The 25,162-nt window shown below is 30.3% G+C and carries 29 protein-coding genes; 7 read left to right on the forward strand and 22 right to left on the reverse strand.

The genetic code is table 11. The features are described 5' to 3' along the window. Positions 1-115 precede the first annotated feature (115 nt). The gene (locus tag AWE51_RS17660) at positions 116-805 is read right to left on the reverse strand and encodes a hypothetical protein (protein WP_066316044.1); all 690 of its coding nucleotides are present in this window, start codon (positions 803-805) and stop codon (positions 116-118) included. 238 nt (positions 806-1,043) lie between these two features. Between AWE51_RS17660 and AWE51_RS17665 the strand changes: the two genes are divergently transcribed. Together AWE51_RS17665 and AWE51_RS17670 are read left to right on the forward strand one after the other, a co-directional pair. Then, positions 1,044-2,183, forward strand: a complete 1,140-nt coding sequence (locus AWE51_RS17665) for an Mrp/NBP35 family ATP-binding protein (RefSeq protein ID WP_066316045.1) — start codon at positions 1,044-1,046, stop codon at positions 2,181-2,183. A gap of 3 nt (positions 2,184-2,186) precedes the next feature. Further along, positions 2,187-2,426: a NifU family protein gene (locus tag AWE51_RS17670; RefSeq protein WP_066316052.1), complete on the forward strand. Its 240-nt coding sequence runs from the start codon at positions 2,187-2,189 to the stop codon at positions 2,424-2,426. Positions 2,427-2,468: 42 nt separating this feature from the next. Here the strand turns inward: AWE51_RS17670 and AWE51_RS17675 are convergent, their stop codons facing one another. The 3 genes from AWE51_RS17675 to AWE51_RS17685 all read right to left on the reverse strand — a co-directional run bounded on the left by AWE51_RS17675 (position 2,469) and on the right by AWE51_RS17685 (position 5,783). Continuing rightward, entirely contained in the window at positions 2,469-3,590 is a 1,122-nt protein-coding gene (locus tag AWE51_RS17675) for an acyltransferase family protein (protein WP_198403844.1), read from the reverse strand. Positions 3,591-3,687: 97 nt separating this feature from the next. After that, positions 3,688-4,875, reverse strand: coding sequence for a helix-turn-helix domain-containing protein (locus tag AWE51_RS17680; protein ID WP_066316059.1), 1,188 nt, complete (start codon positions 4,873-4,875; stop codon positions 3,688-3,690). A gap of 11 nt (positions 4,876-4,886) precedes the next feature. Further along, on the reverse strand, positions 4,887-5,783 hold the full coding sequence (locus tag AWE51_RS17685) for a metallophosphoesterase (RefSeq protein ID WP_066316065.1): 897 nt from the start codon (positions 5,781-5,783) through the stop codon (positions 4,887-4,889). A gap of 115 nt (positions 5,784-5,898) precedes the next feature. Between AWE51_RS17685 and AWE51_RS17690 the strand changes: the two genes are divergently transcribed. Then, a complete protein-coding gene (locus AWE51_RS17690; protein WP_066316066.1) occupies positions 5,899-6,723 on the forward strand; it encodes a carboxylesterase family protein in 825 nt (274 codons plus the stop codon). A 2-nt stretch (positions 6,724-6,725) separates the two neighbouring features. On the opposite strand, the gene AWE51_RS17695 is transcribed toward AWE51_RS17690, so the two are convergent. Next, the gene (locus tag AWE51_RS17695; RefSeq protein WP_066316068.1) at positions 6,726-6,911 is read right to left on the reverse strand and encodes a hypothetical protein; all 186 of its coding nucleotides are present in this window, start codon (positions 6,909-6,911) and stop codon (positions 6,726-6,728) included. Positions 6,912-7,028: 117 nt separating this feature from the next. After that, positions 7,029-7,298, reverse strand: coding sequence for a heavy-metal-associated domain-containing protein (locus tag AWE51_RS17700; protein ID WP_066316071.1), 270 nt, complete (start codon positions 7,296-7,298; stop codon positions 7,029-7,031). Between the two features lie 124 nt (positions 7,299-7,422). Between AWE51_RS17700 and AWE51_RS17705 the strand changes: the two genes are divergently transcribed. Beyond that, a complete protein-coding gene (locus AWE51_RS17705; RefSeq protein ID WP_066316073.1) occupies positions 7,423-8,514 on the forward strand; it encodes an adenylate/guanylate cyclase domain-containing protein in 1,092 nt (363 codons plus the stop codon). A 112-nt stretch (positions 8,515-8,626) separates the two neighbouring features. Further along, positions 8,627-8,929, forward strand: coding sequence for a ribosome hibernation-promoting factor, HPF/YfiA family (gene hpf, locus AWE51_RS17710; protein ID WP_066316075.1), 303 nt, complete (start codon positions 8,627-8,629; stop codon positions 8,927-8,929). Positions 8,930-9,115: 186 nt separating this feature from the next. On the opposite strand, the gene AWE51_RS17715 is transcribed toward hpf, so the two are convergent. After that, positions 9,116-9,385 (reverse strand): acylphosphatase, encoded by a 270-nt coding sequence (locus tag AWE51_RS17715; protein ID WP_066316080.1) that lies wholly within the window; start codon positions 9,383-9,385, stop codon positions 9,116-9,118. Positions 9,386-9,520: 135 nt separating this feature from the next. Between AWE51_RS17715 and AWE51_RS17720 the strand changes: the two genes are divergently transcribed. Next, a complete protein-coding gene (locus tag AWE51_RS17720) occupies positions 9,521-10,360 on the forward strand; it encodes a universal stress protein (RefSeq protein ID WP_066316082.1) in 840 nt (279 codons plus the stop codon). A 351-nt stretch (positions 10,361-10,711) separates the two neighbouring features. Here AWE51_RS17720 and AWE51_RS17725 read toward each other — a convergent pair whose 3' ends face one another. From AWE51_RS17725 to AWE51_RS17765, 8 genes are all read right to left on the reverse strand, one after another. After that, positions 10,712-11,218, reverse strand: coding sequence for a hypothetical protein (locus AWE51_RS17725; RefSeq protein ID WP_066316084.1), 507 nt, complete (start codon positions 11,216-11,218; stop codon positions 10,712-10,714). Between the two features lie 453 nt (positions 11,219-11,671). Next, complete coding sequence (locus AWE51_RS17730; protein WP_066316086.1) at positions 11,672-12,172, reverse strand: hypothetical protein; 501 nt, start codon at positions 12,170-12,172, stop codon at positions 11,672-11,674. 280 nt (positions 12,173-12,452) lie between these two features. Continuing rightward, the gene (locus tag AWE51_RS17735) at positions 12,453-13,484 is read right to left on the reverse strand and encodes a hypothetical protein (RefSeq protein WP_157766158.1); all 1,032 of its coding nucleotides are present in this window, start codon (positions 13,482-13,484) and stop codon (positions 12,453-12,455) included. Between the two features lie 634 nt (positions 13,485-14,118). Then, positions 14,119-15,312, reverse strand: a complete 1,194-nt coding sequence (locus AWE51_RS17745) for a hypothetical protein (protein WP_066316092.1) — start codon at positions 15,310-15,312, stop codon at positions 14,119-14,121. Between the two features lie 29 nt (positions 15,313-15,341). After that, the gene (locus tag AWE51_RS17750; RefSeq protein WP_066316094.1) at positions 15,342-15,953 is read right to left on the reverse strand and encodes a hypothetical protein; all 612 of its coding nucleotides are present in this window, start codon (positions 15,951-15,953) and stop codon (positions 15,342-15,344) included. A gap of 592 nt (positions 15,954-16,545) precedes the next feature. Further along, entirely contained in the window at positions 16,546-16,722 is a 177-nt protein-coding gene (locus AWE51_RS26670) for a hypothetical protein (protein WP_157766159.1), read from the reverse strand. A gap of 31 nt (positions 16,723-16,753) precedes the next feature. Further along, entirely contained in the window at positions 16,754-16,951 is a 198-nt protein-coding gene (locus AWE51_RS17760; RefSeq protein WP_157766160.1) for a hypothetical protein, read from the reverse strand. A 129-nt stretch (positions 16,952-17,080) separates the two neighbouring features. Continuing rightward, positions 17,081-17,359 (reverse strand): hypothetical protein, encoded by a 279-nt coding sequence (locus AWE51_RS17765; RefSeq protein WP_066316113.1) that lies wholly within the window; start codon positions 17,357-17,359, stop codon positions 17,081-17,083. A gap of 153 nt (positions 17,360-17,512) precedes the next feature. Here AWE51_RS17765 and AWE51_RS17770 point away from each other — a divergent pair, with 153 nt between their 5' ends. After that, complete coding sequence (locus AWE51_RS17770; protein WP_157766161.1) at positions 17,513-17,944, forward strand: hypothetical protein; 432 nt, start codon at positions 17,513-17,515, stop codon at positions 17,942-17,944. A 12-nt stretch (positions 17,945-17,956) separates the two neighbouring features. Here the strand turns inward: AWE51_RS17770 and AWE51_RS17775 are convergent, their stop codons facing one another. The 7 genes from AWE51_RS17775 to deoC form a co-directional block, all read right to left on the reverse strand. Next, positions 17,957-18,169, reverse strand: coding sequence for a hypothetical protein (locus AWE51_RS17775; protein WP_066316124.1), 213 nt, complete (start codon positions 18,167-18,169; stop codon positions 17,957-17,959). Next, on the reverse strand, positions 18,169-18,813 hold the full coding sequence (locus AWE51_RS17780; protein WP_066316125.1) for a hypothetical protein: 645 nt from the start codon (positions 18,811-18,813) through the stop codon (positions 18,169-18,171). Before AWE51_RS17780 ends, AWE51_RS17775 begins: the two co-directional genes overlap by 1 nt. Continuing rightward, positions 18,743-18,916: a hypothetical protein gene (locus AWE51_RS26905; RefSeq protein WP_198403845.1), complete on the reverse strand. Its 174-nt coding sequence runs from the start codon at positions 18,914-18,916 to the stop codon at positions 18,743-18,745. The genes AWE51_RS17780 and AWE51_RS26905 overlap by 71 nt, the downstream gene beginning before the upstream one ends. Positions 18,917-19,616: 700 nt before the next feature. Then, positions 19,617-20,069: a hypothetical protein gene (locus AWE51_RS17785; RefSeq protein WP_066316127.1), complete on the reverse strand. Its 453-nt coding sequence runs from the start codon at positions 20,067-20,069 to the stop codon at positions 19,617-19,619. A gap of 469 nt (positions 20,070-20,538) precedes the next feature. Next, a complete protein-coding gene (gene drt3b, locus AWE51_RS17790; protein ID WP_066316128.1) occupies positions 20,539-22,698 on the reverse strand; it encodes an antiviral reverse transcriptase Drt3b in 2,160 nt (719 codons plus the stop codon). After that, positions 22,698-24,179, reverse strand: a complete 1,482-nt coding sequence (gene drt3a, locus AWE51_RS17795) for an antiviral reverse transcriptase Drt3a (protein WP_066316131.1) — start codon at positions 24,177-24,179, stop codon at positions 22,698-22,700. The genes drt3b and drt3a overlap by 1 nt, the downstream gene beginning before the upstream one ends. A gap of 341 nt (positions 24,180-24,520) precedes the next feature. Then, positions 24,521-25,162, reverse strand: coding sequence for a deoxyribose-phosphate aldolase (deoC, locus tag AWE51_RS17800; protein ID WP_066316133.1), 642 nt, complete (start codon positions 25,160-25,162; stop codon positions 24,521-24,523).

Here is a 25,162-nt window from a genome sequence, read left to right on the forward strand (position 1 = left end):
TATAGCGATTTGTTACACTATTGTACTCTTGCCAATTAGTCTCAAGGCCACTAGTCGTAGATTAGCGATAGTGGGCCTCTCAAAAAACGAGATGCACAGCTCATATATGTATTACTTAAACCATACCCGTTATTGCAGCAATAAAGCCGATCACAAGAATTAACAAAAATAAGCCAAACCCTATAGCATATATCACTAGTACTTCTTGATTTGTAGAGCTGTTACGACTAAAATATTTATGTAAGAAGGGTATCCCCAAAACGGTCCCAAATATGAGCAGTAGCGTAAAAGGAATAGCAGATATAAAAGTAGCAGATTCGCCACTTCGTTTTACCATTACGGCCCGTGCAGCATAATGGCAAACTATAGGATAGGCAATCATGATACCACCAAAATTTATAAACTCACGAGATGCATAGATTAGGCTTAGGTATTCATCCCAGCTGCTATTTTTTAAATAGGTTTCAAGTAGTGAGGTTACAAGATTAAAAAGAATGAATATCCATAAAACAATAAATGCAATTTGAAACCATTTTCTGGACAATCTAATTTCTGTTTGTTGCACAGCATAGACTGCACTGCGTAACCAGAGAAGCCATAGTAGTATAAAAAGACCAAAAAAAATAGCAATACCCCCTAACAGTAACGTAACTGTAATTTGAGAGGTAGGTGGGTTTTGAGATATGGTTTTAAAGCTAATTGTTACAATCGTATAGGCTAAAAACAGCACCAAAGGACCTAGGATTAGATATACAGCTAACTTTTTGGGAGAAAGGTCGAAAATGTAATCTGCTATTTTTTGCATATTCAATTTTATAATGATGAATATAAATTAATTTTCCATCATTTTAGTACAGAAACTCAAATAGAAAATTAAAAAGTTTTAGGTAGTAAACGAGTTACAGTACATAACGATTATAAACCCAATATATAAGCCTATAAATCATTTCGATTTATAGGCTTTATAATCTTAACTTTTCGACCTATCTTTGCCCTTAGAATGAATCTAGATAGATTTGTTCTCTGGAAAAAGAAAAATACGCATGAAGCTAGAAAAATCAGATATACTAAAAGCATTAGAAAGCATTACCGTAGCTGGAGAAGGAAAGAATATGGTAGAGAGTGGTGCCGTAAAAAATGTCATCACTTTTGGAGATGAAGTTGTAGTTGATTTAGTCTTAACTACTCCTGCATTGCACATTCGCAAACGAGCAGAGGTTGATGTCATGAAAGTGATTCATGAAAAAGTATATGAAAAGGCTAAAATAAAAGTAAATATCAAAGTCGAAGCACCCGCCGAGCAACCTCAAAAAAATGAGATCAAAGGAAAAACTATTCCAGGGATCACAAATATTATAGCCGTTGCTTCTGGTAAAGGAGGCGTTGGTAAATCTACAGTGACTTCTAATATTGCTGTGACTTTGGCAAAAATGGGCTTTAAAGTTGGACTTTTGGACGCAGATATTTATGGACCATCAGCACCCATAATGTTTGATGTAGAAAGAGAACGACCATTATCTGTAAAAGTAGGTGATAAATCTAAGATGAAACCTATAGAAAATTACGGAGTAAAAATATTATCGATAGGATTTTTTACACAACCTAACCAAGCAGTAGTTTGGAGAGGCCCTATGGCAGCAAAGGCATTAAATCAGATGATTTTTGATGCCGCTTGGGGAGAACTTGATTTTTTATTGCTGGATTTACCACCAGGTACAGGTGATATTCATTTATCGATCATGCAGTCTTTACCTATTACAGGTGCTGTTGTTGTAAGTACACCACAAAATGTGGCTTTGGCAGATGCCAGAAAAGGAGTTGCGATGTTCCAACAGGATAGTATTAACGTTCCGGTATTGGGAATTATAGAGAATATGGCGTATTTTACACCAGAAGAGCTTCCTAACAATAAATATTATATATTTGGAAAAGAAGGTGCTAAACATCTGGCAGAAGATATTGATGTTCCTTTCTTGGGAGAACTTCCATTAGTACAAAGTATTCGTGAAGCGGGAGATGTAGGTAGACCAGCAGCATTACAAACTGCTACTCCTATAGAAAAAGCGTTCGAAGAACTGACTAAAAACGTAGTGCAGGAAGTAGTAAACAGAAATGAAAGTTTACCACCTACCGAAGCAATTAAAATAACAACAATGGCAGGTTGTTCTGCCGTAAAAAAATAGACTATGACTTCTGAAGAATTAAGAAAGAATGTAGAAAAAGCCCTAGATGAGATCAGGCCTTTTTTAGAAAGTGATGGGGGTAATATTTCTTTAGTTTCTATAGAGGATGATAAGAGAGTTAAAGTGCAATTAGAAGGCGCTTGTGTTGGATGTAGCGTAAATCAAATGACATTAAAGTCAGGTGTAGAAATGACCATCAAAAAATATGCACCTCAGATCGAAGAAGTATTAAATATTGCATAAGTTCTTGTCATAAACCACACCTTAATAAGTTACAAACTTGATTTATGGCTTTTTGAGTCCAAATAACGGATGCAAAATGGTAATTCTCAAAATGATGAGGTCATAAATCAACCAACTTATGATAAAAGTTCCTAGACTTAATACCATAAATTTAGGTACAAAGCCCCAATCCAAATTCATGATATAGTATCCAATTGCTATGGTAACGGTTTGATGTAGAATATAGAAGGGGTACACCGCGCGATTACAATATGCTAACAGCTTACTTTTTTTGTTGAGATAGGTTGCTGCATATCCAAAAATAACCAAAATCCAAGACCACAAGTTAGTTACTTTTATGAATGCTTCTGTAAAGTGTATATAGGTGCTGTCTTTTCCTATTATCCATATTATTAACTGCACTCCAAAAGCTATTATGCCTATACCTAATGCTTTATTTTTTATACTAGCTAGGCTTTTCCAAAATATAGGCCCAGTAGCAATTAAAACAAATCCATAAAAGAATAAAATGATATAATTTAGTACCGTAAACCAATCATCGATTAATGCATGAGTAACAGGAAAAAAAGGTTCTACTAATGCCTCTGTAAAGTACAAGGGTATAATAAACAGGTATAGCCCATAAGGTTTTTCGATCTTCTTTTTGATCCAGTCTACTACTGTCGAGTTTTTTCGTTTTAAGTATCCAAAAACAGGGGATAGTACAAGCGAAAAAAGAAATAGATACACTAAAAACCAAAGGTGATGCCAACTTATATTTCCTTCAGGATATACCCCAATAAAAGCTTCGGTTGTAAAATAATCATAATACGATTTTGAAAAATGCCCTGAAGCTAATCGTTCAAAATACACCTGGGGCGGAACGATACATAACATTCCAAAAAGTAACGGAATTAATAGTCGTTTACAACGCTCGATATTAAATTGCCAAAGGGTTCTATGAGATAAAGCATAATAAGTTCCCATTCCCGAAATCACAAACAAAATAGGTAAACGCCATTGATTCAAGAAAAGCATCGGCCAACGCATCCATTCGATAATATTATTGTTTTTAATATGCCATCCCCAAGGCACAAAAAACATTCCTACGTGATAAAAAATTAACAAGCCAAAGACTAATACACGTAGCCAATCTAAGTCGTATCGACGAATTTTTTGTTGCATGATATTCTAATTTTGTTTTGCCAAAAGTGGAATATTTTGCTTGTAACTGGCAATAAAATAGGTGGTTCTATGTCTAGAATTGTAATTTTAGACGTTTTTAATTCTGGGTTTTGGTTTTTTGAAGTTTTATATATTCTTTAGGTGATACGGCAACGTGTTTTTTAAAAGCGTTGTAAAATGTGGCTTTTGATGTAAAACCTACAGAGTTACCAATGGCTTCTATGGTAAGGTGGCTATATTTTTGATCTAATAGTCTTTTTTTGGATTCGGCAATTCTATATTGATTTATAAAATCATTAAAATTTAAATTGGTAGATGTATTTATAATCTGCGAAATATAATTGGGGTTAGAACCTAATAGTGTTGCCAAATCTTTTAACGATATTGATTTGTTCAAGTAATATTTTTCGTTTTCAACGTATGCTTTAATCTCTTTTATCGTATTGGTATCGGTATTTATTTTAGACGTTTCATACTTATCAGCGATCCATAAAGATGAAAAGAAACGAGATTCTGATAGCAGCACAAAGGCTGTGATTGTTACTAAACAAGTGTGAAATATAAATATATAATGATCCCCATTGTCGTCTTCAAAATTTAAAAAAACTAAGAATACTAAAATAAAAAATGCTAATAACCCAATGATCGTATTACGAGAAAAATTGTATTTGTTTACACTTATATTACCTGCATTTTTGGTTTTTTTAGTATACACATTTTTGACGATAAGTCTGCTAGATAGTAAAATATAGACAGTAAAACTTAACAAAATTAGCCATCTAAATTCATCTTTAATCATAAGATAGCTATAATCAAGATCATTAGGAACAGCTACTGTTTTCATATCTGGGAAATACGCTCCTAAATAGGCATTTATTTTTACAGCCTTGGGTTGTATATAAAATTGTAGTTGAGTAAAGGAATATAAAACCGAAGGGAGTATGTGGATCCAATGTTTTTTTAAGGTGACCGTTTCTTTTTCTAAGAGGGAGTATACAAATACATATATCGAGGGAGCAAGTAGTAACACCAGAGGTTCTGTACTATCATTTAAATGAGGTACATACTTCATAAGCCCGGTATAGCATAAAAAAACATCACCAGCAATAATAGATTGAAGTAATAAAGACCAACCAAATATTTTAAAAGCAGTGTTTTTATAAGAAGCCCTAATAAGAATAACGAAACTGATCAATATTCCTATAAATACACCCAGAAAAATAAAGTAAGAGACCAGATTATGGCGTATAGGGATATGATCGATGATATATTGGCTAGTTTCCATAAATTATCGTGCTACTCGATATTAAAATCGACTAGTTTTTGCGGTCCTTCTAGCGGTACTCTAATAATCTTAAGAACTCCATCTTCTGTAGTAGAAATTTGCCATTTGATCAATGTGATTGTACCATTTTCTATTTCGATTCCTGTAATGCATCTGGGATGAACACAACTACCATCATTAAATAGCGGTAATTGACCCGCTTCGGGAAATCGAGGGCGATGCGTATGCCCTATAATAGTAAATAGGTTCTTATTATCGGCTATCCATTTTTTGATTCTACGTTCTACTCTTATAGATTCTTTATAATTTTTTGCTGGACTTGTAGGGTCAGAAATACCGATTATTTGCAAAGGTTTCCATAAAACGCGTACCAAAAACCGATTAATACGCCACCCGTTATAATTCATATAATCGGCTTGATGCCCATGAAGTAGAAAAATTTCTTGATTTGTATCTTGATGTTTTAAAATAATAGATTCATGATACGTTATATCAGGAAAAAGAGGAACCTCTTTGTTGGTTTTACGATCAAGATAAGAACTAAGATGTTTTTTTACATATTTTGGATTTCTATACACCATATCATGGTTCCCCCAAATCATAGCAAGTCTGTTGTCATTATAAAACAATTGCAGCAGTTCATAGACGTTTTTATGAGAGCGAAAAACAACATCAAAATTAAGATTCTCCCATAACTCATCTCCATCACCTAATTCACAATAGGTAAAACCTTCATTGTAATAATGTTTTAGTGCATGAAAGTAAATATTCCTATTGTTTGCAAATTCATCTGCAAAACTATTATCTCCTCGATGGCAATCACTAAATAATACAAATTTAGAGGTATCATCAAAAGCAATTACTTTTGCATTTTTATAAGCGCGATCCAGACGCGATTGGGAGGACATAGTCAAATGTTTTTAGTAAATATACAATACAATATATAGTATTTCTGAAAGTGAATATAAATAATGTCTTGAATTTATAATTATATTTATAGTGTATCCAGAAGACATAATACTTATGAGAGCACTTCTTAATATTGTAATGATAACCATGTTTTTAAATACGAGTACTACTTTTTCTCAAGATGATCATACAGACTTAGAATCTTTACCCAAAGATAGTGGCGGCATACATAAAGCAAATGCTTTAGGCGTAACAGATGCCGTTTACGGGCATTATATTTATACGCCAAGTGGCTATAGCAAAGATTCTCCAAAGTACCCGTTGCTTGTTTTTTTGCATGGATCTGGAGAAAGAGGCAATAGTAAAAAAAGTCCTGATAAATTAAAAAAAGTAATCATTCATGGACCACCAAAACTTATCGAAAATAAAACGTGGTCTCCAAAATATCCTATGATTGTTGCCTCACCACAATTACCATCGGGCAATTGGAAACCAGAAGATATTCATGACTTTATTACCTATTTAATATCCAATTATCATATAAACACCAAGCGTATTTATGTTACAGGATTAAGCTTAGGAGGCTATGGTAGTTTTAACTATATCTCTAAATATAGTTCAAGTAGTTATGCAGCAGCAATTGTTCCAGTAGCAGGAGGAGGAGATGTTAACTCGGGAGATAAATTTACTAAAGTACCAGTATGGGCATTTCATGGGGATAGTGATAAAGTAGTACCCCAAAAGCAATCTATTGATATGATTACTGCAATCAATCAGGCTAATCCAAATACTAAGGCTAAACTGACAATATATCCGGATATTGGTCATGATTCATGGACAAAAACATATAATGCCAAAGGAATGGGGAGTGAAAGTAAGAGCTATGATGCTTTTGATATGAATATTTATGATTGGATGTTTATGTTCAAAAAACAATAGTTTTATGATACTCCAATAAATTTAAAAACTTCATACACTAATATAGCTGGCCAAACAATAGCTTTTAGCACGCCCAAAACGCCCATCCAAAAACTTGTAGCGTGACTAATAAAGTAAATTATTGCTCCTATACATCCTATACCATAAATTGTATTTGAGGAAGCACTTTTTTTTGCTGTTTCTTTCATGGTGTTACTTGATAACATATATTTAAATATTCCGAGACTTGCCTTGAAATCAAAATGTTTTTTCTATTACATGCCTCGTAAATTTGTCTTGAGGCGGTTTACTATTTTTGAATACGATTATTTAGTAAGTCTACCAATGGCGCAACTCACATATGATTTTGCTTTTGTACTTAAGTTGTTTTTATCTCCAACAGATGGATATCCTAATTTTGAGAGTTCGTTTTGAACGGTGTTTAAGCCGTCTTCGGTTTTATAGTTAAATGATACAGTACAGTTTTCGGTATTTACAGAAATATTATATATGCCTTGTACCATATGAAGTTTTTTTGCAATGGTACTCTCACAGCCTGCACATTTTAAATTTTGAATTGCCACAGTAGTTTTCATGTTTTTAGAATTAAAAAGTGTTAAAAGATCAAAACTACTTAAGCCGCTTAAATTGTACTATGATAAATATCAGTAGCAAATATGACCCTATTACCTCTTTTATATTTTATATATTTATAAAGCCATGTCAAATGCAAAATATAAACGGTATTTAAAACAATCAATCCCTTTTGGTATCATCTGGCTTGTTTTTGCGGTGGTGTACACATTTTTAGAATTCGGCATCCTAGGGGATTCAAAGTATTATCCTTCTACAGGAAACCTATATGATTTTAAAAGTTCCTTTATACATTCTTGTATAGCGGGCTTTCTTTCTGGTTTTATTCAAGGTTGGATCGAATTAGTGTGGCTTCGTAAACTATTTATCAATAGAGCTTTATGGGTTAAAGTAGTGGTCAAAAGCATATTTTATGTATCCTTTATTTTAATCGTGTTGATTATATTTAGTTTGTTAGCCAATAGTAGACTGCTTAAACTTGGTTTATTCGACCCTTTAGTGATTAGGAGTTTATATGTCTTTATGCAAGAGTTTTCATTTTGGAGTGTAGTCATCTATTTGGGATTAATATCCTTTGTAGCATTGCTTTTTTCTGAGATTAGAGAATATGTAGGTATGGGGGTGTTATATAATTTTTTATTAGGAAAGTATCATAAGCCAAAGCAAGAAATTAGAATATTTATGTTTTTGGATATGAAAGCATCTACCACTATTGCAGAAAGTATCGGGCATAAGCAATATTTTAAATTGATTAAGAAGTATTATGCCGATATGACCGATGCTATTTTAGAAACTGAAGGAGAAATATATCAATATGTAGGAGATGAGATTGTAGTTTCCTGGCCCGAGAGAAAAGGAATACAACATAATAATTGCATACGGTGTTTTAAAAAGATCAAAGATGCTTTTGAGAAAAACAAGCAAGAATATATTCTCGAGTTTGGGATTGCTCCAGATTTTAAAGCAGGATATCATATTGGAGAAGTGACTATAGGAGAGATCGGAAATATTAAAAAAGATATCATTTATACAGGAGATATTTTAAATACCACCGCCAGAATTCAAGCAACATGCAACACCTATAAAACCAAAGTTTTAATTTCAGAAAAACTACTTCTTAAATTATCAAAAGAAAAAGATTTTACGCACACTAAAATTGGAGAATTAGAGCTGCGTGGAAAAAAAGAATTGGTACAACTACATAGTATTTCTTTTTAATCCTTTCACACTCAAATTAATTTAGATTGGTGTATACTACCAAGGATGACTTTTGTCATATTTAGAATTTAGGTTTACCACTACTTTTGGATAAAAGTTAAATGCGAAACCTATGAAAGTAACTATTCAATTTGTACAAATGCCAACTAGTGAAGCTATGGAGAATTATGTACATGAAAAGCTTGATAAATTTTATAAAAAATATGATTGGGTAATTAAGTCTGATGTCTTTTTTAAGAAAGAAAATGATCCCAAAGGAAAAGGGAAAATTTGTGATATAGAGCTTAGCTTACCAGGTCCTAAAATTCATGCAACCTCGAATGAAAAGAGTTTTGAACTAGCCTTTAAAGAGACCTTAGGCGATGTAGAGACACAGATTAAAAAACGAAAAGGTACTATGAAACCTTATCTTTAAAATAGAAAAACTCAAAACTGATATTTATCATAATTTAAAACAAGTGATAAGATTATCTTAGTACTGTAGTCAAAATAGTTTTTGATTTTTGCTGGTGCAATGCAACAAAAATCAAGCGAAGAAATTTATTTCTTCAAAAGAAACAGGTAGACCCTCATCTACCTGTTTCTGTTTTTATGTAGTTGATTATAAAATTTCAAAACCATCAAAAGCTTGTGCAGGAACTTTTGTAAAAGTAACAGCATCAACTCTTGCGTATTCAGGTCCAACTTTACACCATTCTATAAGTTCTTCGAGTTGATTTTTAGTTCCTTTAGCTTCGATATATACACTGCCGTCGGGTTGATTTTTTACAAATCCAATAAGACCTATTTCTACAGCTTTCTCTAGTGTGCTTTTTCGATACCAGACACCTTGTACTTTACCTTTTACAATGATGTTATATTGTTGTGACATTTTTTTAAAATATAGATGATTGAATTGAGATGAAAGATACTGTAAAAAGTAAAAGAAGTTTACTTTATGATATGATAAATGTCATTTTTAATACTACATATATCCTCTAATTTTGAAAGTATAAAACTATGTATTATGAAAAAAATTCTTGTACCCGTAGACTTTTCAAAGTATTCAGAATATGCATTAGAAGCAGCTGCTGTATTTGCTAAGCAACACGATGCCGAAATTATAGTGTTACATATGCTTGGATTATCAGAAGCAGTATTAACTAAAAATGAAGGACAGGAGGTAGCAGAAGCTGTGTACTATATGAAACTTGCTGAAAAGAGATTCGAAACATTTTTAGACAAAGAGTACCTGAAAGGGATAAAAGTCACCGAGACGGTACAGAATTATAAAATATTTAGCGAAATCAATGAAGTAGCTCACGAAAATAATGCAGACCTTATTGTTATGGGATCTCATGGTGTTAGTGGCCTTAGAGAAGAAGTTTTTGTAGGGTCAAATACCGAAAAAGTAGTGCGTACTGCTGATGTGCCAGTATTTGTTGTAAAAAACAGTGTAGGAGATTTTAAGATCAAAGAGGTCGTATTTGCATGTGACTTTAAAATAGAAAACCTTAGACCTTATCATAATGCAATGCGATTGTTTAATGCGCTGGGAGCTAATGTGCATTTGCTGTATGTAAATCTACCAGGAGAGAAGTTCAAAAACTCTACTCAAATGGAAGAAAAAGTAAAAGAATTTCTTTTTAAAGCCGATGCTGGTAATTTAGATATGCATGATCATGTAGTGTATTATAGTGATTACTCTGTAGAAAGCGGAGTATTTAATTATAGTAAAAAGATAGATGCAGATATTATTGCTATTCCAACACATGGAAGACGGGGTATAGCGCACTTTTTTAGTGGAAGTATAGGAGAAGATATCGCAAACCACTCGGATAAACCAGTGCTAACATTTAAGATTTAATCCACATTGTGGAGTTTAATTTCACAAGGCTTGCCTATAGGTAGTCGATTAGAAAGCGATTTTTCATGAATAAGAAGACCTGTTAGGTATTAAAAAACGTAATGGGTCTTTTTTATGACTTTTTCTACAGCCTCTTACTTATACAGATACTATCAGTTATTTAATTTTTGCTTTTCTTTATTTATAAATAATTAAGGTTTTAAGTTAACAAACGTCCCTTTCAAACATCCTCTGATTATATCAATACTAGGATAACTAAGCAACGCTGTATTTAATGAAGGTTGTACAATACCTTCTGAACTCGCTCTGACGACACGGATTGCAAATCCTTGTGATCGAGCAGGTATTTTATTACAGTGTTTTTAATTCTATTGTTGTTTTTTTACTGCTATACGAGGAAACCGAAATTTTTAAAGAATCTTTTTCAAAATTTATACTCGAAGCTGCATCGCAATATTTTTTTACATCTTTTGTCTTATAATTTGCTTCAGTGGGGCTTTTAGAATAAGGAGGTTCTATTCTAACTGTAATTTGTGTTGGCTCACCAAAATCAGCTACTAGTGCGTCAAATAAATCTCTCGTTATTGTTTTCTCTAAGTTAAATCGAACAGATTTTATAATATGATTTGAGTCGGTTATAATATTTGTGTATCCCATTTTTCTATTGTACCAAGTGTAATCATAATAATATTTATAAAATAAAACCTTATCGTTATTTAGTCGTTGAATTCCATTTTGTGCTTTATGAAACACACCTATAGCTTCGATAGGCTCTCCAATTATATTTTTATAATCAAATTTTTTCTGACCAAAAGTACTTACTGATAACAGCAACGCGATTATAGGTATAAATTTCATGGTTTGTCTTAGTATTTAGAAATTGTGATATGAGTTTTTACCTTTTCATTTACTTGTTCTACAGTTGTTTCAGTAGATTCTAAACTAATAATTTCTATGGTGTGTTTTGATTTACCTTCATTCTTTATGTTATGATAAATTTCAGGAGAAACAAATTTATCTGTTTTATATAGCTTGGTTTCTAAATGAGTTGCTTCACCATAAGATCCAACAATGATATAATAGTAAGATTTTAAAAACTTATGTTCTTCACGATACGTTACATATTCATGTGTTTCGATTTTAAATGTTTTAAGGAAATAGCCATCATTAAAGTCATAGGTTTCTATAGCGTCATGGGTTAAATACGTTAGCGCATATTTTAATTCTTCTTTGTTATTTCATAAGCATTTCCTGTTTTTTGAGCATAAACAGAAAAAACTAAAATGGAAAATAAAAAGGTTAATAGATTTTTCATTTTTGGATTATTACAAAGTTTAATACATTAAACATTTCTGAAACTTGTATCTTGTATTTATCAGATTCAAAATTCATAAGATACACCTTGTCGCTAAACTCCTGAACTTCTTGATCTGCTATATCCACTAGATTAGCGTTAGGAGGAACAGGTTCTTCTTTGTTTCTCTCGTACATGTTTTTAGGTTTCCCGAAATTCTTAACAAGGGCTTTATGCAAGTTTGATCCTATTCGGTCATTTACTTCTAAATAAAAACCGGTTATAATGCTTTTACTATTAGTTATATAATGCTTACTTCGAACAAATTGACCTAAATAAGTATTGTGTATCATGCGCCAATGTAAAAACTGTCCGTTTGCATCTGTTCTAACTTTTTCAAAAGTTGTTGTTTTTACGTCTTCTAGTTTTTTACCTATGTTTTCTAAAAAAATTGATTGGTCTTGACTGTAAAAATTTAGACTTATAAAAAGTACTAGGATTAAGGATATTTTATTCATTATTGTTGGTTTTAATTTGTCGCACAATGTTAGGCAATATATGCCCATGACAACAGGGGAGTTGACCCCTTTTATTGAGAAATATTCTATTAGTAAAAAGGTTTTGAAATAACTAGTCTTTTCATTTTTTATCTACTACAATACTAAAGTTTGTTAGTTTTATTTTCTGACACTGAACTTTTGTAAGTAAAAAAAACGATCACTACTAATGTGATCGTTTTTTATTTGTACTCGCTATGACAACACGGATTACAAATCCGGTGATCGGGTTAGTGTTAAATTATTTAAACGGGGTACTTTCTAGTGTTTTTTCAAAATCAAGAGCGTATCCTTTGACAGTGGATTTACCCTTTTTAGTATAGTTTATACGGATACCATCTTTATACCAATAAATAAAATAGGGATCATATTTATAGTCATTTATTTCTACAAAACCTTTTTCAAATTGTTCCTTTTTAAATAAAATATTTTGTTCTGGAATTTTTTTAAAGGCTTCAATATCGTAAAGACCTAAATAAATATACATTCTTGGTTTTCCATATTTTGAAGTTAGTATATTAAATATTTTCTCATTAAACTCACCTAAAAAAGATAGAGACGTTTCTGTTATAACATTTGATTTTGTAGTAAATAAACGTAAACCATGACTTTCTTTGTTTAAAAAATAAAAAGGTGTATCTTCAATACTATAACTATTACTTTTTTTCCAAAAACTTTCATAAATATTGACGTAATCATTTTTAGGAATACTATCATAATTTTTATTTAAAAAAGAAGCAGGGTCAATAGGGATTAATTTTTTAATCCACACATATATTGAAGGTGGTTTAAAAAGATTATCGTGAGAGCAGCTAAGACTTATCGAGTATTTTTCTTTTACAAAATTTAAAGATAACTGCTTTCCTTTAGCGCCACAATTTTTGTGTTTGTTATCCTTGTCTTGAATTATGTGGTCATTAGCCGTAAAATCAAAAACATCTAAAATCCAACTAGAATCGCTAACGTCTTTTTTTGAAAAATTAAACTTTTTAGTAAACTCATTGTAAAACTCTTGCGAAAAAGTTTTATCTAGTGTAAAAGAAAACTCAAGTATTTTACCTTTTTTGTCGGTTATAATTTGTAAAGAATCATGTGCAATGTTTAAGAATTGGAAAGAGCCTTTTGCCTTGTAGTAATCTGATATAGGAATTTCTAATTCTTTGTTAATCGACATGTTTATAGAGGCTATAGGTTTTCCTAACAATTCTAAATAGTTTACCTCTTTTTGTGAAAAACATAAAATAGGTAAAAGCAATACTATTATATATTTCATACCATTAGTCATTGTGACTTTTAAAGTTAACATCGTGAAAATCTTTTATATAACCATGTATGTTTCTAAGCCAGATAAAAGCTTTTACGATAATATAAACTTTAGTAATAGTCCAAAGAACACTAATCAAAACAATTAAGGGTTTAAAGGTAAAAATTAGCTTTCCAATAATTTCTTCGAAAAAATTATTCATAGTGTGTTAGTATATTTTGATGATTAATGTTTCTTGTACAATGTTAGGCAATATATGCCTATGGTAACAGGGGAGTTGACCCCTTCTTGTCAAGAAATAATCTATGATTAAAAAGGTTTTGAAATAACCAGTTTTTCATTTTTTCTCTATTGCAATACTAAAGTTTGTTAGTTTCATTTTTCGTTACTGATGTTTTTAATGCGATGATGAAACGTTAAATACATACGGAGGTGTTCATGGTTTAGTGACCAATAGTTCTAATGTATCGATATCTTACTGGGCACTCGAAAGGATTCGAGCGCTAGCGAGGTAATAAACTGCATGAAATCCCATAATAATTTTGAGTTTTGTTAAACAAACACCTCTTTGTGTTTATAATCATCTTTAATTGCTAATGTTAATATTAAAAATTCAAAGAGGTGTTTTCTATTTATTTGTTATTTAATCTCTTAGACAATCTCTAGCATTAAACCATACGGTTTCATGTTGGGTAATTTCTATACCCATTGAAGGCTGAGAAAAACCAGATGCACTAGCAGGATTAATACTTCCGCGTTGTATACCAAATTGTCTGCGAAGCTCTTTATACACCATTGCAACAATTTCTCTAGGCGTTAAAACAAAATTTGGAGGTAATTTTTTTAACTCGTGTTCTACCTCCAAAAAAGCCATATCTATAGCCTGTGAAGCTTTTACAGAAGCAAAACCATCTTCTACGTAATCTGGCATTGTCATGTACATAGGATTAAGAGTCATAGTCCTGTGATAAGAAAATAAATTTGGGTTTCCAATAGTATTTATAGAAAAACTATGTCTAATCTTATCCATAGCAGACACTTTAACATCACCAATTTTTTTCCACTTAAAATTTTTACAATTAGTACCTTGTTGAGTCATTCCTTCATTAGTAAGAACTGGGTTTTGACCATCGCCAGAGCCACCGCCACCATCACCAGTATTGCCATTGCCACCGCCAGAGCCGCCAGAGCCATCACCGCTTCCGCCACCACCACAAACTTGAGTTGTGTATAAAAAGTTAGATTCACAAGAACCATCACTATAACAAGTAGTTTCAAAGACATAGTAAGTGGTGCAACCTTTTACCGTCTGAAGGTTTTGTGTTGTGTCGTCTCCATTGTTTGTAAATGAAACAAGTCTATTATCTTTTTTTATATTGTTATAGGATACCATTTCACTTACAATATCACTTTTTGGAAAAGAATATTCAATATTTGCTAATGACTTTATATTAGAACTATCTAATAAATCCTCTTTGTCTTTAGAAAAAACAACAACTAAAGATTCCTCGTATGTCGTTCCATCATTTGTTAAGACGTAATAAGGTCTAGAATAAGTGGATGCTTTTACGTTGCTATTTATTTGTTTGTTTGAAACATTTTTTCTGTCTTTTAGTATTGGAAAATAGGTCTTATTTTGAATAACAAAATGATTATCCCAATCGGGCACGCCATTAAAACTTGTATTTTCATTCATTGTTAAATTATGGTTTTCTTTATACCACAACTTAGCGTTTTTAGCTATTTCACTTTGATAATCAGTTGTTTCTTCTTTCTCACAACTGTGCAAAATAAGGCATAGCAATGCCAGTGTAATTGTTTTAATTACATTTTTCATAAATTAAAATTTAAAAATTAATATTTAGATTAGTGTGCGGAAGCGTTACGAAAAGTTAATTTGTATTTAGATAATATTACCTTTTTACCATTCATGTAATAAGATGTGGATTCTTTGTCCTCATAAAGTAGTATTTCTTTATTTTTATAATTCCATAGTATTAATGTTGGATTTTCATTAATCTCACATTCTTGATATTCTATTTCGTATGAATCAATAGTAGCATATACGTCATTCTCGGTCTTAATCTTTTTTCTTGATTTAATTTTTTTAATAACACTAGGGACTCCATATAAATCTATAATCTGTTTGTAAAAGTCTATGGTAAAAGGGTTTGTAAAAAATAAATCTATGTTTTCAATCCTGTTGTCTTTTGAGGTATTTATGCAATACTTATCAATAGAATTGTTTAAAAACTTATAATTAGTTTCCCGAAGTATATAAAAATTATAGTTGAAATTTTCATTAAAATAAAATTGTTCATAACTAAGATTTCGTATAGAGTCAGTAATTATAGTATTGACTTCTTTGTCAATAAACAACGTAGGATCAATATTGTTTTTATCAAGTAACTCTAAATAATTAGTTTCTTTTTGTGAAAAACACAATATAGGTAAAAGCAATACTATTATATATTTCATAATATTTTTTATTGGGTTATAAGAAAGTTTAATAAGTATAACGCATCTAATTAATTATTATAATTTTTAAAGTTAACACTATGAAAATCTTTTAAATACCCATGTATATTTCTAAGCCATATAAAGGCTTTTACAATAATATAAACTTTAGTTATAGTCCAAAGAAAACCTATCACAATAATTAAAGGTTTAAAGGTGAAAATTAGCTTTCCAATAATTTCATCGAAAAAATTATTCATAGTGTGTCAATATACTTTGATGGTTAATAATTCTTATACAATATTAAGTAATATATCTCAATGTCTGCAGGGGATTTGTCCCCCCTTATCGAGAAAAAAACGTTAATAAAAGCATAAAAAAGTCTGTTTTAAAAGATGTTGAAATACAATCATATTGTCATTTTTAGCTATTGTACTTGTAATCATTTTCTAGTTATTTTCATTTTTTTCTTATTGCAATAATAAAGCCACTCAGTTTCACTTTTCGAAACTGTGATTTTTTATTATGTTATTAAAAAGTTAAAAAGCATAAGTAGGTATTCATGATTTGGGAGCATTAGGGGGATACTCAACATCAACTCACTATCGTATTATCATTCTATTTTTGGGTTATACATATGATATTGCTTATATATCCATATATACATCATGATTTCATGGGGGTGATCATTTAACAAACGGTACATAAATTCGCTAATATCTATTTTAAGTATTCTTAGTACGCCATATAAAATTTCTGGCGGTAGATCGTTTATATCGTCGGGTAGCATAGTCGATTTTCTTTATTTTTTAATTACCAAGCTAAATGCTCCCAAATTTTTTGATCAACTTATATAATCCTTTAATGTGATTGTCATTGATTTTTTTACCATATTTAATAAATTTCTGAATGACACCTTTAGATACATTTATTTCACGTTCTAAGGCGTTTTTATTTATCAAATGTCCGTAAGTCGTCAACCATTTTTCTACACGTTGACGAATATTAGATGCACTCATATCATTCTTTAACATATTATGTACAGCGCTTATATAGGGGTGGGATACGCTGTGGGTTTTACTTGATATGACAATTGTATATAATGTTAAGTTTAAATGGTGTTTATGGTATTGCTAGAAAACTAGTATTTATCTAGTAATATTTGTTTTTGAACAGGACTCGATGTACCCAACTACTCCTGATTTAATAATGTTTTTTACAACAATCTCGATAGCTATATTTTTATCAAAACATTCTTTTATCCAACTTCTTAATAAAATGGCATAGGATGTGTTATTTTGTATACAGGTATCAAAAAGTCTAGCGTTTATACTTAAAAGTCTAAAAATTGCTCTTTCATAAATTAGAATCGTAGTTTGATTACATAATACTACTCCATTTTTATTGTGTATTCTTTTTCTTAGCATAGTCCTTTGCTTAAATTTGTTATAAATCCTGTTAAAAACGAAACGCCGGTTACGGCTTAACCGTATTAATTTGTATATTTGAACATATTATTTCGTTTACACAATTCAAATGTATACAATTTATTTTGTATATTCAAATAAATTAAGCAAAAAATGTCGTCTATTAAAAAACGCATACTAGAATTTATCTCAACTATGGAAATTAGTAAGTATAAATTCTATCAAGAAACGGGTATTACTAGAGGTGTTTTAGATAGCGATAGTGGTATTACCGAAGACAACATTATAAAGTTTGTAAATCGGTATCCAGAAATAGACCTTAATTGGTTAATTAGAGGAGAAGGAACTGAGCCTTTGCCAACAAGTAAAAAGGAAGTCAAAAGTTTAAAACGAGAAACAAACGAAGATTTAAAAGACGAAATAATTCGGTTACTTACTGTTGATGAAGATATACAAAAAGCATTTAAATATATTATAGGTAAAGAAATCAATACGTTTACCTCTCAAAAACTATTGACCTTAGTAAACGATAAGAGTTTTTTTGAAGCGATGTCCTCTTACCTTAATGAGTCCAAAGGGAAATAGTACAGTATTAATTTATTTCTTTTTTTTACTTGATTTACTGATACGTTCTTCAGAAAGTTTTGTTAGTTTTTTAAGTTCCTCGTATCCCATCTCTCCTTTTGCAGTTAATCTCTTTATTTCAACTTCAATAAACCATTGAAGCGTTTCAGATTCTTCATATTCACTTTGCAATTTTTTGAGAAGTTCTTCTCTAGAAAGCTTATTTAGATTATCCTTACTCGCCATTAATTCAAATCTTTTTTAATTTCTGTAATAGTTTCTTTTAAATTATCACCTGTAACATCTACCATTGCCTTGTAGGTCACCATATCCTCATTATCATCCGGCATTATCTTAGCAATATCATTTACCGTTTTAATACGATCATCAAGATTGGGGATATTATTAGATATTTTAGATAATCTATTTGTACTAGTCGAAATATATTTAAGAAACTTGTTTGAAAAATAACCAAATGAGCAAGCTATTATAATTATCATACTATAATAGGCGATCGGGTTAAAGTCACCCTTAGCCCAAAATATCCATATTAAATAATAAGAAGCTACCGAAAGAAAGATAAAGGCAATATTTCTAACAGTATGGTAGACTGTTTTAATTCCAATGAAATTGGAAACATATGATAAAATAATCGAGCTTATAAAAAGTGTTACTGGAACTCCAATTGCATAAAAGAACATTCTAGCATTACGAAATCCAAACATTTCTACTTTAGATTCTCTTGAACAAAATATATGTAAAAAAGGTGCAATAGCAGCAACTATTGCACCAAATGTTAGTATAAGTACTACTATTTTATTACCCTCGGTCTTCTGGGTGTTGTATTTCCTCTTTGTCGATTTTGTATGTGTCGAATGTTTCTTGCTCATCAACTCCTATTTCTTCATGTACAGATTCAGATTCGCAACTCGCTAGAACCGCGATGGATAAAAATAGGAAAATAGCTTTTAAATAAAATGGGATAGTTCTCATAATGTTAAATTTTTTTAAAACAATTAGGGTTTGATTTATATTTTCAACGCTTGCAAGGCATTGATTTACAGGCTAAAATAAATGAATCTTTTTGAAAACAGATTACAGCATTTCTACTAATTTAAATGTATTTTTGCCACCTTTTTTATACCAAAAATGCGGAAAAAACCACCTTTTTTGATTGATTTTTAGGTGTAAAACGTCAGATTTACAATTTTAGCACTATCATTTTATTAAAAACCAGAAATAAATAGCTGTAAATCAATACGGTAATCCTCAATACATCTAAGGTTTTGCCGTAAAAAAATAGTATTATCATCTTATATGGTGATCTCTAGCAAATACACTCATTTATAATACTCCGCGACCTATACATTTGTACTAGTTTTATATGCTATTTTTTTAAATCCTTTTTGAAAATGCAGTTTATCAATGTTTCTCGAATATTCGCAGTGTATCAAAACACTCGAAATCCAGCAAAAAACATTCAGATTTGAGTAAAAAACACTCGGTTTTGAACCAAAAACACTCAAAATCGAGTGACAAATATTCAAATTTGAGTCAAAAACACTCGAATTCGAGTATAAAAGACTGGTTTATCAGTATAAAATACTCAAGATTGCATATTTTTTACTCAAAAAGAAACCCTAATGATTCTTTACAGAACCATTAGGGTTAAAATTCAAAAGGATAAATACTGTTATTTTCTAGAGAAGCGTTGTTTTAAATCCTCATAAATAGGCTTAGCACTGTTTACTCCTTTTTTGTTCGCTTCATTTACTTGTCCGTAATACAGTAATGCGGCTTGTAAAGCTTCACTACCGGCTAATAATCGAGTATCGTCTACATCAGAAAATAATTGCTCTAATAGATTTGCAATAGGCGTTAATTGTGAAACCACCGCTTCGTCTTTTAAAAACTCTGCATTATCCATATATGCGGGTACAAACTCTGGGTTGGTTTCTACATACGATTTAATTTTTTGTACGGTAGGTAAAGACTTATCTCCCATTTTAAATAGTCCCGAACGATCACTTGCTGTTAGCGCTTGCAAATATGGCGTAAGCTCTTGTCTGCATTCTTGTAATTTGGTCATAATGCTAGTGATGATATCTTCTGGAATCACTATGCTAATTTGATTTTCTTGTGCCATGGGCTTGTTTTTATGAATTAATATTACACAAGGGTACAAGATGCTAGTTTCGTTTTTCGTTACTGAAGCTTTTAATATAGTGATGAAACGTTAAATACATAAGTAGGTGTTTATAGTATACTCTTACTGGGTCCGTTTCTGCCGCCAGTATTTTACTAGTATACTTCATAAAGCTATGCCAACGTATCAGATAGCACGGATTACAAATCCGCCTGATCAGGTTTTATGGTTAGTACAAGAACTAAAAGTAGTAAACTTTCGGTTTAGCACAAACGCCCTATGTTTTTTATACATTGTTGGCCGTAGGTGTTTTTGTTCATTCTTCTAAATATTAAAAAGGTAGCGAAATCTCCAGCTACCTTTTCGTTATTGTCCTCTATTACCGAGTATTGCCTCTGCAAGTGTGTGAAAATAATTATATCTAACATAAATGCTTAATATAACCTGGAGATTGGCATTGGCATTATTGTTAAGAGTAAACTTCTTGACTCTTTTTGTTTTCTAATTCTTTAGCTAAGTTAAACCTTTCCCATTTAGTAAACCAATATTTGTGCTTTTTATGAAATAGGATTAATTTTTTAGTTTCAGCTAGAGCACTATTATAATCAGCTAAATTTTTACCGTCTCGATATAAATACAAAATTTTAGCTTTAATTCTTAAACCTAAAAATGGGCAAGCAAATAAGTCCAACATTAAATGAGCTATTTCAGATGATTTACCTCTCTTTTCACGTGGGTAATTTTTTATATATTTATAAGTATAATCAATTAAAGCATCTTTTATTAGAGGAAATTTCTCTGAATATCCTATGTAATAAAACAAGACAACAATTGAAAAATAGTTTAATGTATTGTCATTAATGATGATTTTATCTACACCTTTTTCTTGTGAAGCATTTAGGAATTTTATTAATATTTCTTCTGGTAGTCTATACTCTTTACCTAAATCTCTTAATAGAGTAAGTAAATAAAGAGATTCTACTTGTGCATATTCATTCAAGGAGTTTTTCTTTAAAATAAAACTTGATTCATCAAGTATTTTTTTGAATACGCGTTCTCTATTATTTTGACTAATAATATATTCTTTTGACACTTTGTCTTTTTCTTTAAACAGTTTAATTATTTTAGAAAGAATAAGACTCACTTTAATTGTTGAATTTACTCTTGGTGATACTGAATAAATGAAGAAAGTAAAATCTATAATTCCTTCGATGTGAGAAGTAAACAAACTTTCTGTTTTTCTAAGTTTTAACAAATCAGATTTAGAGAACGCTTCTCTATTATTTTCTTCAAGATATTTAAAGTATATTTTTTCAAAAGAAATCAAGTTTTTTTCAATTTTACTCGAAAGAAGGGCTAAGCTGTAATTCAAAACATCTTTATAATCAACGTGAGATTCTTTTATGATTATTTTGTAACGTGTTGCTAACTTATTAGGATTGAAGGATAATTCAAATTTGTGATTTAGTAAAGAAACTTCATCATCGTCATCTTTATTGTCTACTTCCTTTTCTTCTATTTCCGTTATTTTAAATTTAGGATTTTCAGAGAATAAATCAATAATTTTATTTTTAGCAATTGTTATTTCAGTTATAATTGGTTTGTTATATTCTTCTGTTTTAGAATTATTAATTGATAATTTATATTTTTTTAATTCGTGCTTAAGTAATTTTAATATTTCGTCTTTTAAAACGCTATCATCACAGAACAAGAAATAATCATCAACATAACGATACATTTCATAGTCTACTTTAAGTAAATAATTATTTTCTTTTAACTTTTTCTCTATTGTTATATCTATTTTTTGTAAAATAATTTCAGCAAATATTCTAGAAAATTCTGGACCTATCAAGATACCATTGGTTTCTCCGTAATTCGCATATTGTATAAATTTATCGAATTTTCCTGTAAAGGTGTTTTTAGAACTATTTACGTTTTCTTTTACAACATCTAAACCTAATACAGCCCAAGTAATTGAATGAGTATAGATACTGTCAAAGCACTTAGAAATATCAAATTTAAATAAATGATTGAATTTCTTTTCTGCTCTTTGATACCTATAATTTTCGAAAAATTGATAGATGTTAGTGTATTTGCTATAAGAAAAAAAAGTTTTTAAGTTTTCATATTCTTTCCCGCTTAGTTCTAAAAAATCAGAAACGTCACCTTTATTTGTTTGATGAAGTTTGTCATTAAAGAAAGTAAACTTAGCTACATTGTCAGGTTTTCTTATACTATAATTACTTAAAGAACAAGAATAAATAATGGATTCTTTATATTTTTCGTAAAACTCTATCAACTCTAATTGGTTAATTGGGTGAACTAATGCAAGTTCTCTAAAGTCTTTTTCTTTATGACTTATTCTGTAAGTAAATGGAATTTTTCTAGTATTCGGGTTTGAAATATTTGTAGAAAATAATATTTTTAAAATTATTTTAAAAGCATCAAAGTAATCATCCTTAAAATTTGTTTTATACTTAATAGTACTATTTTTAAATTCTAATTCATTATTGACTAGGAAACGATACAAATATCTGTTTGAAAATGTAATTGGAACCTCATATGGTAGTACGTCAGAAATAATAGCTCTCTCTTTGGTGTATTTTATATGTTTTTTCTTTTTGCTCATTACTTCCAAATAGATTTAATCACTTCAAACTTGTTCGTTGCTCTTTTGAATTTTTTAAAATAAAAACTTGTTTCTCTTGGGTTTAGTTTAAAAGAATAAAAGTTTTTTTCTTTATTAATGAATCCTTTTTGGAAACTATATTTCTGCATTAAGAAAAGTTTCAATTTTATTTTATCAATTCCAATTTTAGGAGGTGGATTTAAATCACATAATGCTATAGATAGTTTTCTGTCTAATATTTTTAAACTTTCATAGGTAACCTTATTTAGTTTCAGCATTTGATTAGAGTAATAGACGCCTGACTTTACATTTCTTTTATTATTGTTAAGATGGAAATTTCCAGTGAGGAATTTTAATCTTGCGATTAAAATATTTCTAGCTTCTTTTTCATTATATTTTGAATTTTTATTATAGTTTGCGACTGATTTTTTTAATCTCTCGCTATACCTTTCAATTTTGTTATCTGAAATTTCAAGAAGTAACAGAAAGTTTGATTTATTATCTGTTGTTTCAGTTCTTTTTAAATTAAAACAATAGCGTAAGTAGTTGAAGGATTTATTATAGTTACCTTTTTTTGGTAAGTTGATTATTTTTGTTTTAGAAGCTTCTCCATCACTACCATCTTTAAGAGTAAGATTGTTTTTAACGCAAATTATATTTTTTATTTCGTATAAATAATCTCTTTTTGTTGATTCTGTTTTAGGGCAAATAATTACAATTATATCATCAACATAGCGTGCGTAATAAATTACATCTTCTAATGCTTTAATCTCATTATCTATGTCTCGCATATATAATTCAGATAAATATGCGCTAATGCCAATTCCTCTTGGCACACCTTTTCCTAATGGAATTTTAGTTTTGTCTTTTTTATCCTCAAATTCATAAAAAAGTCTTTTTATTAATTTTTTTGAAAATGGAGAAAGTAAAGTGTTGTTCTCTATTTTTTTTAAAAGCTTATCTTGAGGAATAGACTCGTAAAATGATTTTATATCAGTCTTTATAATTATTTTAGGAAATCCATCGGAAGCAATATTAAAAATTTGCTTTATAATTTTATTTCTATCCGCTTGTATAACTTTAAAAGTCTTATATATATTTCGTTGGAGTTGTTTTACAGCATAGTATGAAGCAGGGTCATTTTCGACAGTATAAACTTCTTTTGTTGAATTATATACTATTTTGAATTGAAAAGGAGTGTTTTGGTTATTAATTATATTAGAATAATCTTCAAAGATAGTTAGTCTAATTTCTTCTTTTTCATTATTAATTTTCTCTAACCTTTCAGCGAAATTATCTAATTCTTCTTTAGTTAGTATTCTGGTTTTCTTTAGATTTAACTTTTCTCCTACAGTATTTTTAAACTCTTGATGTTTATTTAAATATTCTTGAGTGAAGTGAGATTTATCAAAATTACCTTTTCTGTTTTCTTTTAAAAAGAATTTATTAAAATTACTACTTGAAAAGGATTGGTCTAACATTGTTTTTCCTAATTATTTTTTTGATTTCTAATTGTTCTCTTCACTTACTGCCAACAATATTGTATAGTTACCTTAGTAACTCTATATCTTAATTATTAAAAATAGGATTACGTATTTCAGTACTCCTTTTCGACTCATAAAACTATACTTATCTTTTAAGATACCATTACGGTAATCCACATAGTGTATTAAAAAGTTTTATTTATAGCTTGTCAAAATTTAGGAATAGGTAGGCAAACCCCAGTAAAGAGTTTTATAAAACAATATGTTGCAAAAAGTAAGACAATACGCAGCTACATTCAAAACACCATAGTATACTACAAGTGTTGTTAGTATATGCGCTAAGAAGAAACAATAGCTATACCCGATGAGGTTCCTATTCTGGAAACCCCCAGGTCAATGTATTGTTGGGCTGTTTTGGTATCTCTAATACCACCAGAAGCTTTTATAAGGACTTGATTTCCGACTTCGTTTTTCATTAGTTTTACATCTGCTAGTGTAGCACCTCCGTTGCCAAATCCAGTAGATGTTTTTATAAAATCAGCGCCAGCATGTACTGCCAGTTTACAAGCCATTTTCTTTTCGTCATTGGTTAAATAGCAATTCTCAAAAATGACTTTTAAGGTGTGATCTCCAATTGTTTTTTTGATGGCTTTAATTTCATCTTCGACAATCTTATAATAGTTAGATTTTAGTAATCCAATATTTAAAACCATATCGATTTCTTGTGCACCATTATCGATACAATATTGCGCTTCGGATATTTTGGCGTTGCTGATACTCGCACCCAAAGGAAAACCTACAACCGAGGCAATTTTAATAGGGGTATTTCTTAATTCGCTATGCGCCAATGCTACATAATAACTGTTAACGCAAACCGCATAAAAATCATATGCTTTTGCTTCTGAGCACAGTTGCTTAATAGCATCTACGGTAGCATCAGCTTTTAATAGGGTATGATCTATGTACGCATTAAGTAACAT

It is taken from the genome of Aquimarina aggregata, from assembly GCF_001632745.1.
Lineage (GTDB): Bacteria > Bacteroidota > Bacteroidia > Flavobacteriales > Flavobacteriaceae > Aquimarina > Aquimarina aggregata.

Bases quoted from the DNA above. Each gene is read 5' to 3' on its own strand.
- AWE51_RS17660 (WP_066316044.1), bottom strand. From the start codon at position 805: ATGCAAAAAATAGCAGATTACATTTTCGACCTTTCTCCCAAAAAGTTA.
- AWE51_RS17665 (WP_066316045.1), top strand. From the start codon at position 1,044: ATGAAGCTAGAAAAATCAGATATACTAAAAGCATTAGAAAGCATTACC.
- AWE51_RS17670 (WP_066316052.1), top strand. From the start codon at position 2,187: ATGACTTCTGAAGAATTAAGAAAGAATGTAGAAAAAGCCCTAGATGAG.
- AWE51_RS17675 (WP_198403844.1), bottom strand. From the start codon at position 3,590: ATGCAACAAAAAATTCGTCGATACGACTTAGATTGGCTACGTGTATTA.
- AWE51_RS17680 (WP_066316059.1), bottom strand. From the start codon at position 4,875: ATGGAAACTAGCCAATATATCATCGATCATATCCCTATACGCCATAAT.
- AWE51_RS17685 (WP_066316065.1), bottom strand. From the start codon at position 5,783: ATGTCCTCCCAATCGCGTCTGGATCGCGCTTATAAAAATGCAAAAGTA.
- AWE51_RS17690 (WP_066316066.1), top strand. From the start codon at position 5,899: ATGAGAGCACTTCTTAATATTGTAATGATAACCATGTTTTTAAATACG.
- AWE51_RS17695 (WP_066316068.1), bottom strand. From the start codon at position 6,911: ATGAAAGAAACAGCAAAAAAAAGTGCTTCCTCAAATACAATTTATGGT.
- AWE51_RS17700 (WP_066316071.1), bottom strand. From the start codon at position 7,298: ATGAAAACTACTGTGGCAATTCAAAATTTAAAATGTGCAGGCTGTGAG.
- AWE51_RS17705 (WP_066316073.1), top strand. From the start codon at position 7,423: ATGTCAAATGCAAAATATAAACGGTATTTAAAACAATCAATCCCTTTT.
- hpf (WP_066316075.1), top strand. From the start codon at position 8,627: ATGAAAGTAACTATTCAATTTGTACAAATGCCAACTAGTGAAGCTATG.
- AWE51_RS17715 (WP_066316080.1), bottom strand. From the start codon at position 9,385: ATGTCACAACAATATAACATCATTGTAAAAGGTAAAGTACAAGGTGTC.
- AWE51_RS17720 (WP_066316082.1), top strand. From the start codon at position 9,521: ATGAAAAAAATTCTTGTACCCGTAGACTTTTCAAAGTATTCAGAATAT.
- AWE51_RS17725 (WP_066316084.1), bottom strand. From the start codon at position 11,218: ATGAAATTTATACCTATAATCGCGTTGCTGTTATCAGTAAGTACTTTT.
- AWE51_RS17730 (WP_066316086.1), bottom strand. From the start codon at position 12,172: ATGAATAAAATATCCTTAATCCTAGTACTTTTTATAAGTCTAAATTTT.
- AWE51_RS17735 (WP_157766158.1), bottom strand. From the start codon at position 13,484: ATGAAATATATAATAGTATTGCTTTTACCTATTTTATGTTTTTCACAA.
- AWE51_RS17745 (WP_066316092.1), bottom strand. From the start codon at position 15,312: ATGAAAAATGTAATTAAAACAATTACACTGGCATTGCTATGCCTTATT.
- AWE51_RS17750 (WP_066316094.1), bottom strand. From the start codon at position 15,953: ATGAAATATATAATAGTATTGCTTTTACCTATATTGTGTTTTTCACAA.
- AWE51_RS26670 (WP_157766159.1), bottom strand. From the start codon at position 16,722: ATGCTACCCGACGATATAAACGATCTACCGCCAGAAATTTTATATGGC.
- AWE51_RS17760 (WP_157766160.1), bottom strand. From the start codon at position 16,951: ATGAGTGCATCTAATATTCGTCAACGTGTAGAAAAATGGTTGACGACT.
- AWE51_RS17765 (WP_066316113.1), bottom strand. From the start codon at position 17,359: ATGCTAAGAAAAAGAATACACAATAAAAATGGAGTAGTATTATGTAAT.
- AWE51_RS17770 (WP_157766161.1), top strand. From the start codon at position 17,513: ATGTCGTCTATTAAAAAACGCATACTAGAATTTATCTCAACTATGGAA.
- AWE51_RS17775 (WP_066316124.1), bottom strand. From the start codon at position 18,169: ATGGCGAGTAAGGATAATCTAAATAAGCTTTCTAGAGAAGAACTTCTC.
- AWE51_RS17780 (WP_066316125.1), bottom strand. From the start codon at position 18,813: ATGAGCAAGAAACATTCGACACATACAAAATCGACAAAGAGGAAATAC.
- AWE51_RS26905 (WP_198403845.1), bottom strand. From the start codon at position 18,916: ATGAGAACTATCCCATTTTATTTAAAAGCTATTTTCCTATTTTTATCC.
- AWE51_RS17785 (WP_066316127.1), bottom strand. From the start codon at position 20,069: ATGGCACAAGAAAATCAAATTAGCATAGTGATTCCAGAAGATATCATC.
- drt3b (WP_066316128.1), bottom strand. From the start codon at position 22,698: ATGAGCAAAAAGAAAAAACATATAAAATACACCAAAGAGAGAGCTATT.
- drt3a (WP_066316131.1), bottom strand. From the start codon at position 24,179: ATGTTAGACCAATCCTTTTCAAGTAGTAATTTTAATAAATTCTTTTTA.
- deoC (WP_066316133.1), bottom strand. From the start codon at position 25,162: ATGTTACTTAATGCGTACATAGATCATACCCTATTAAAAGCTGATGCT.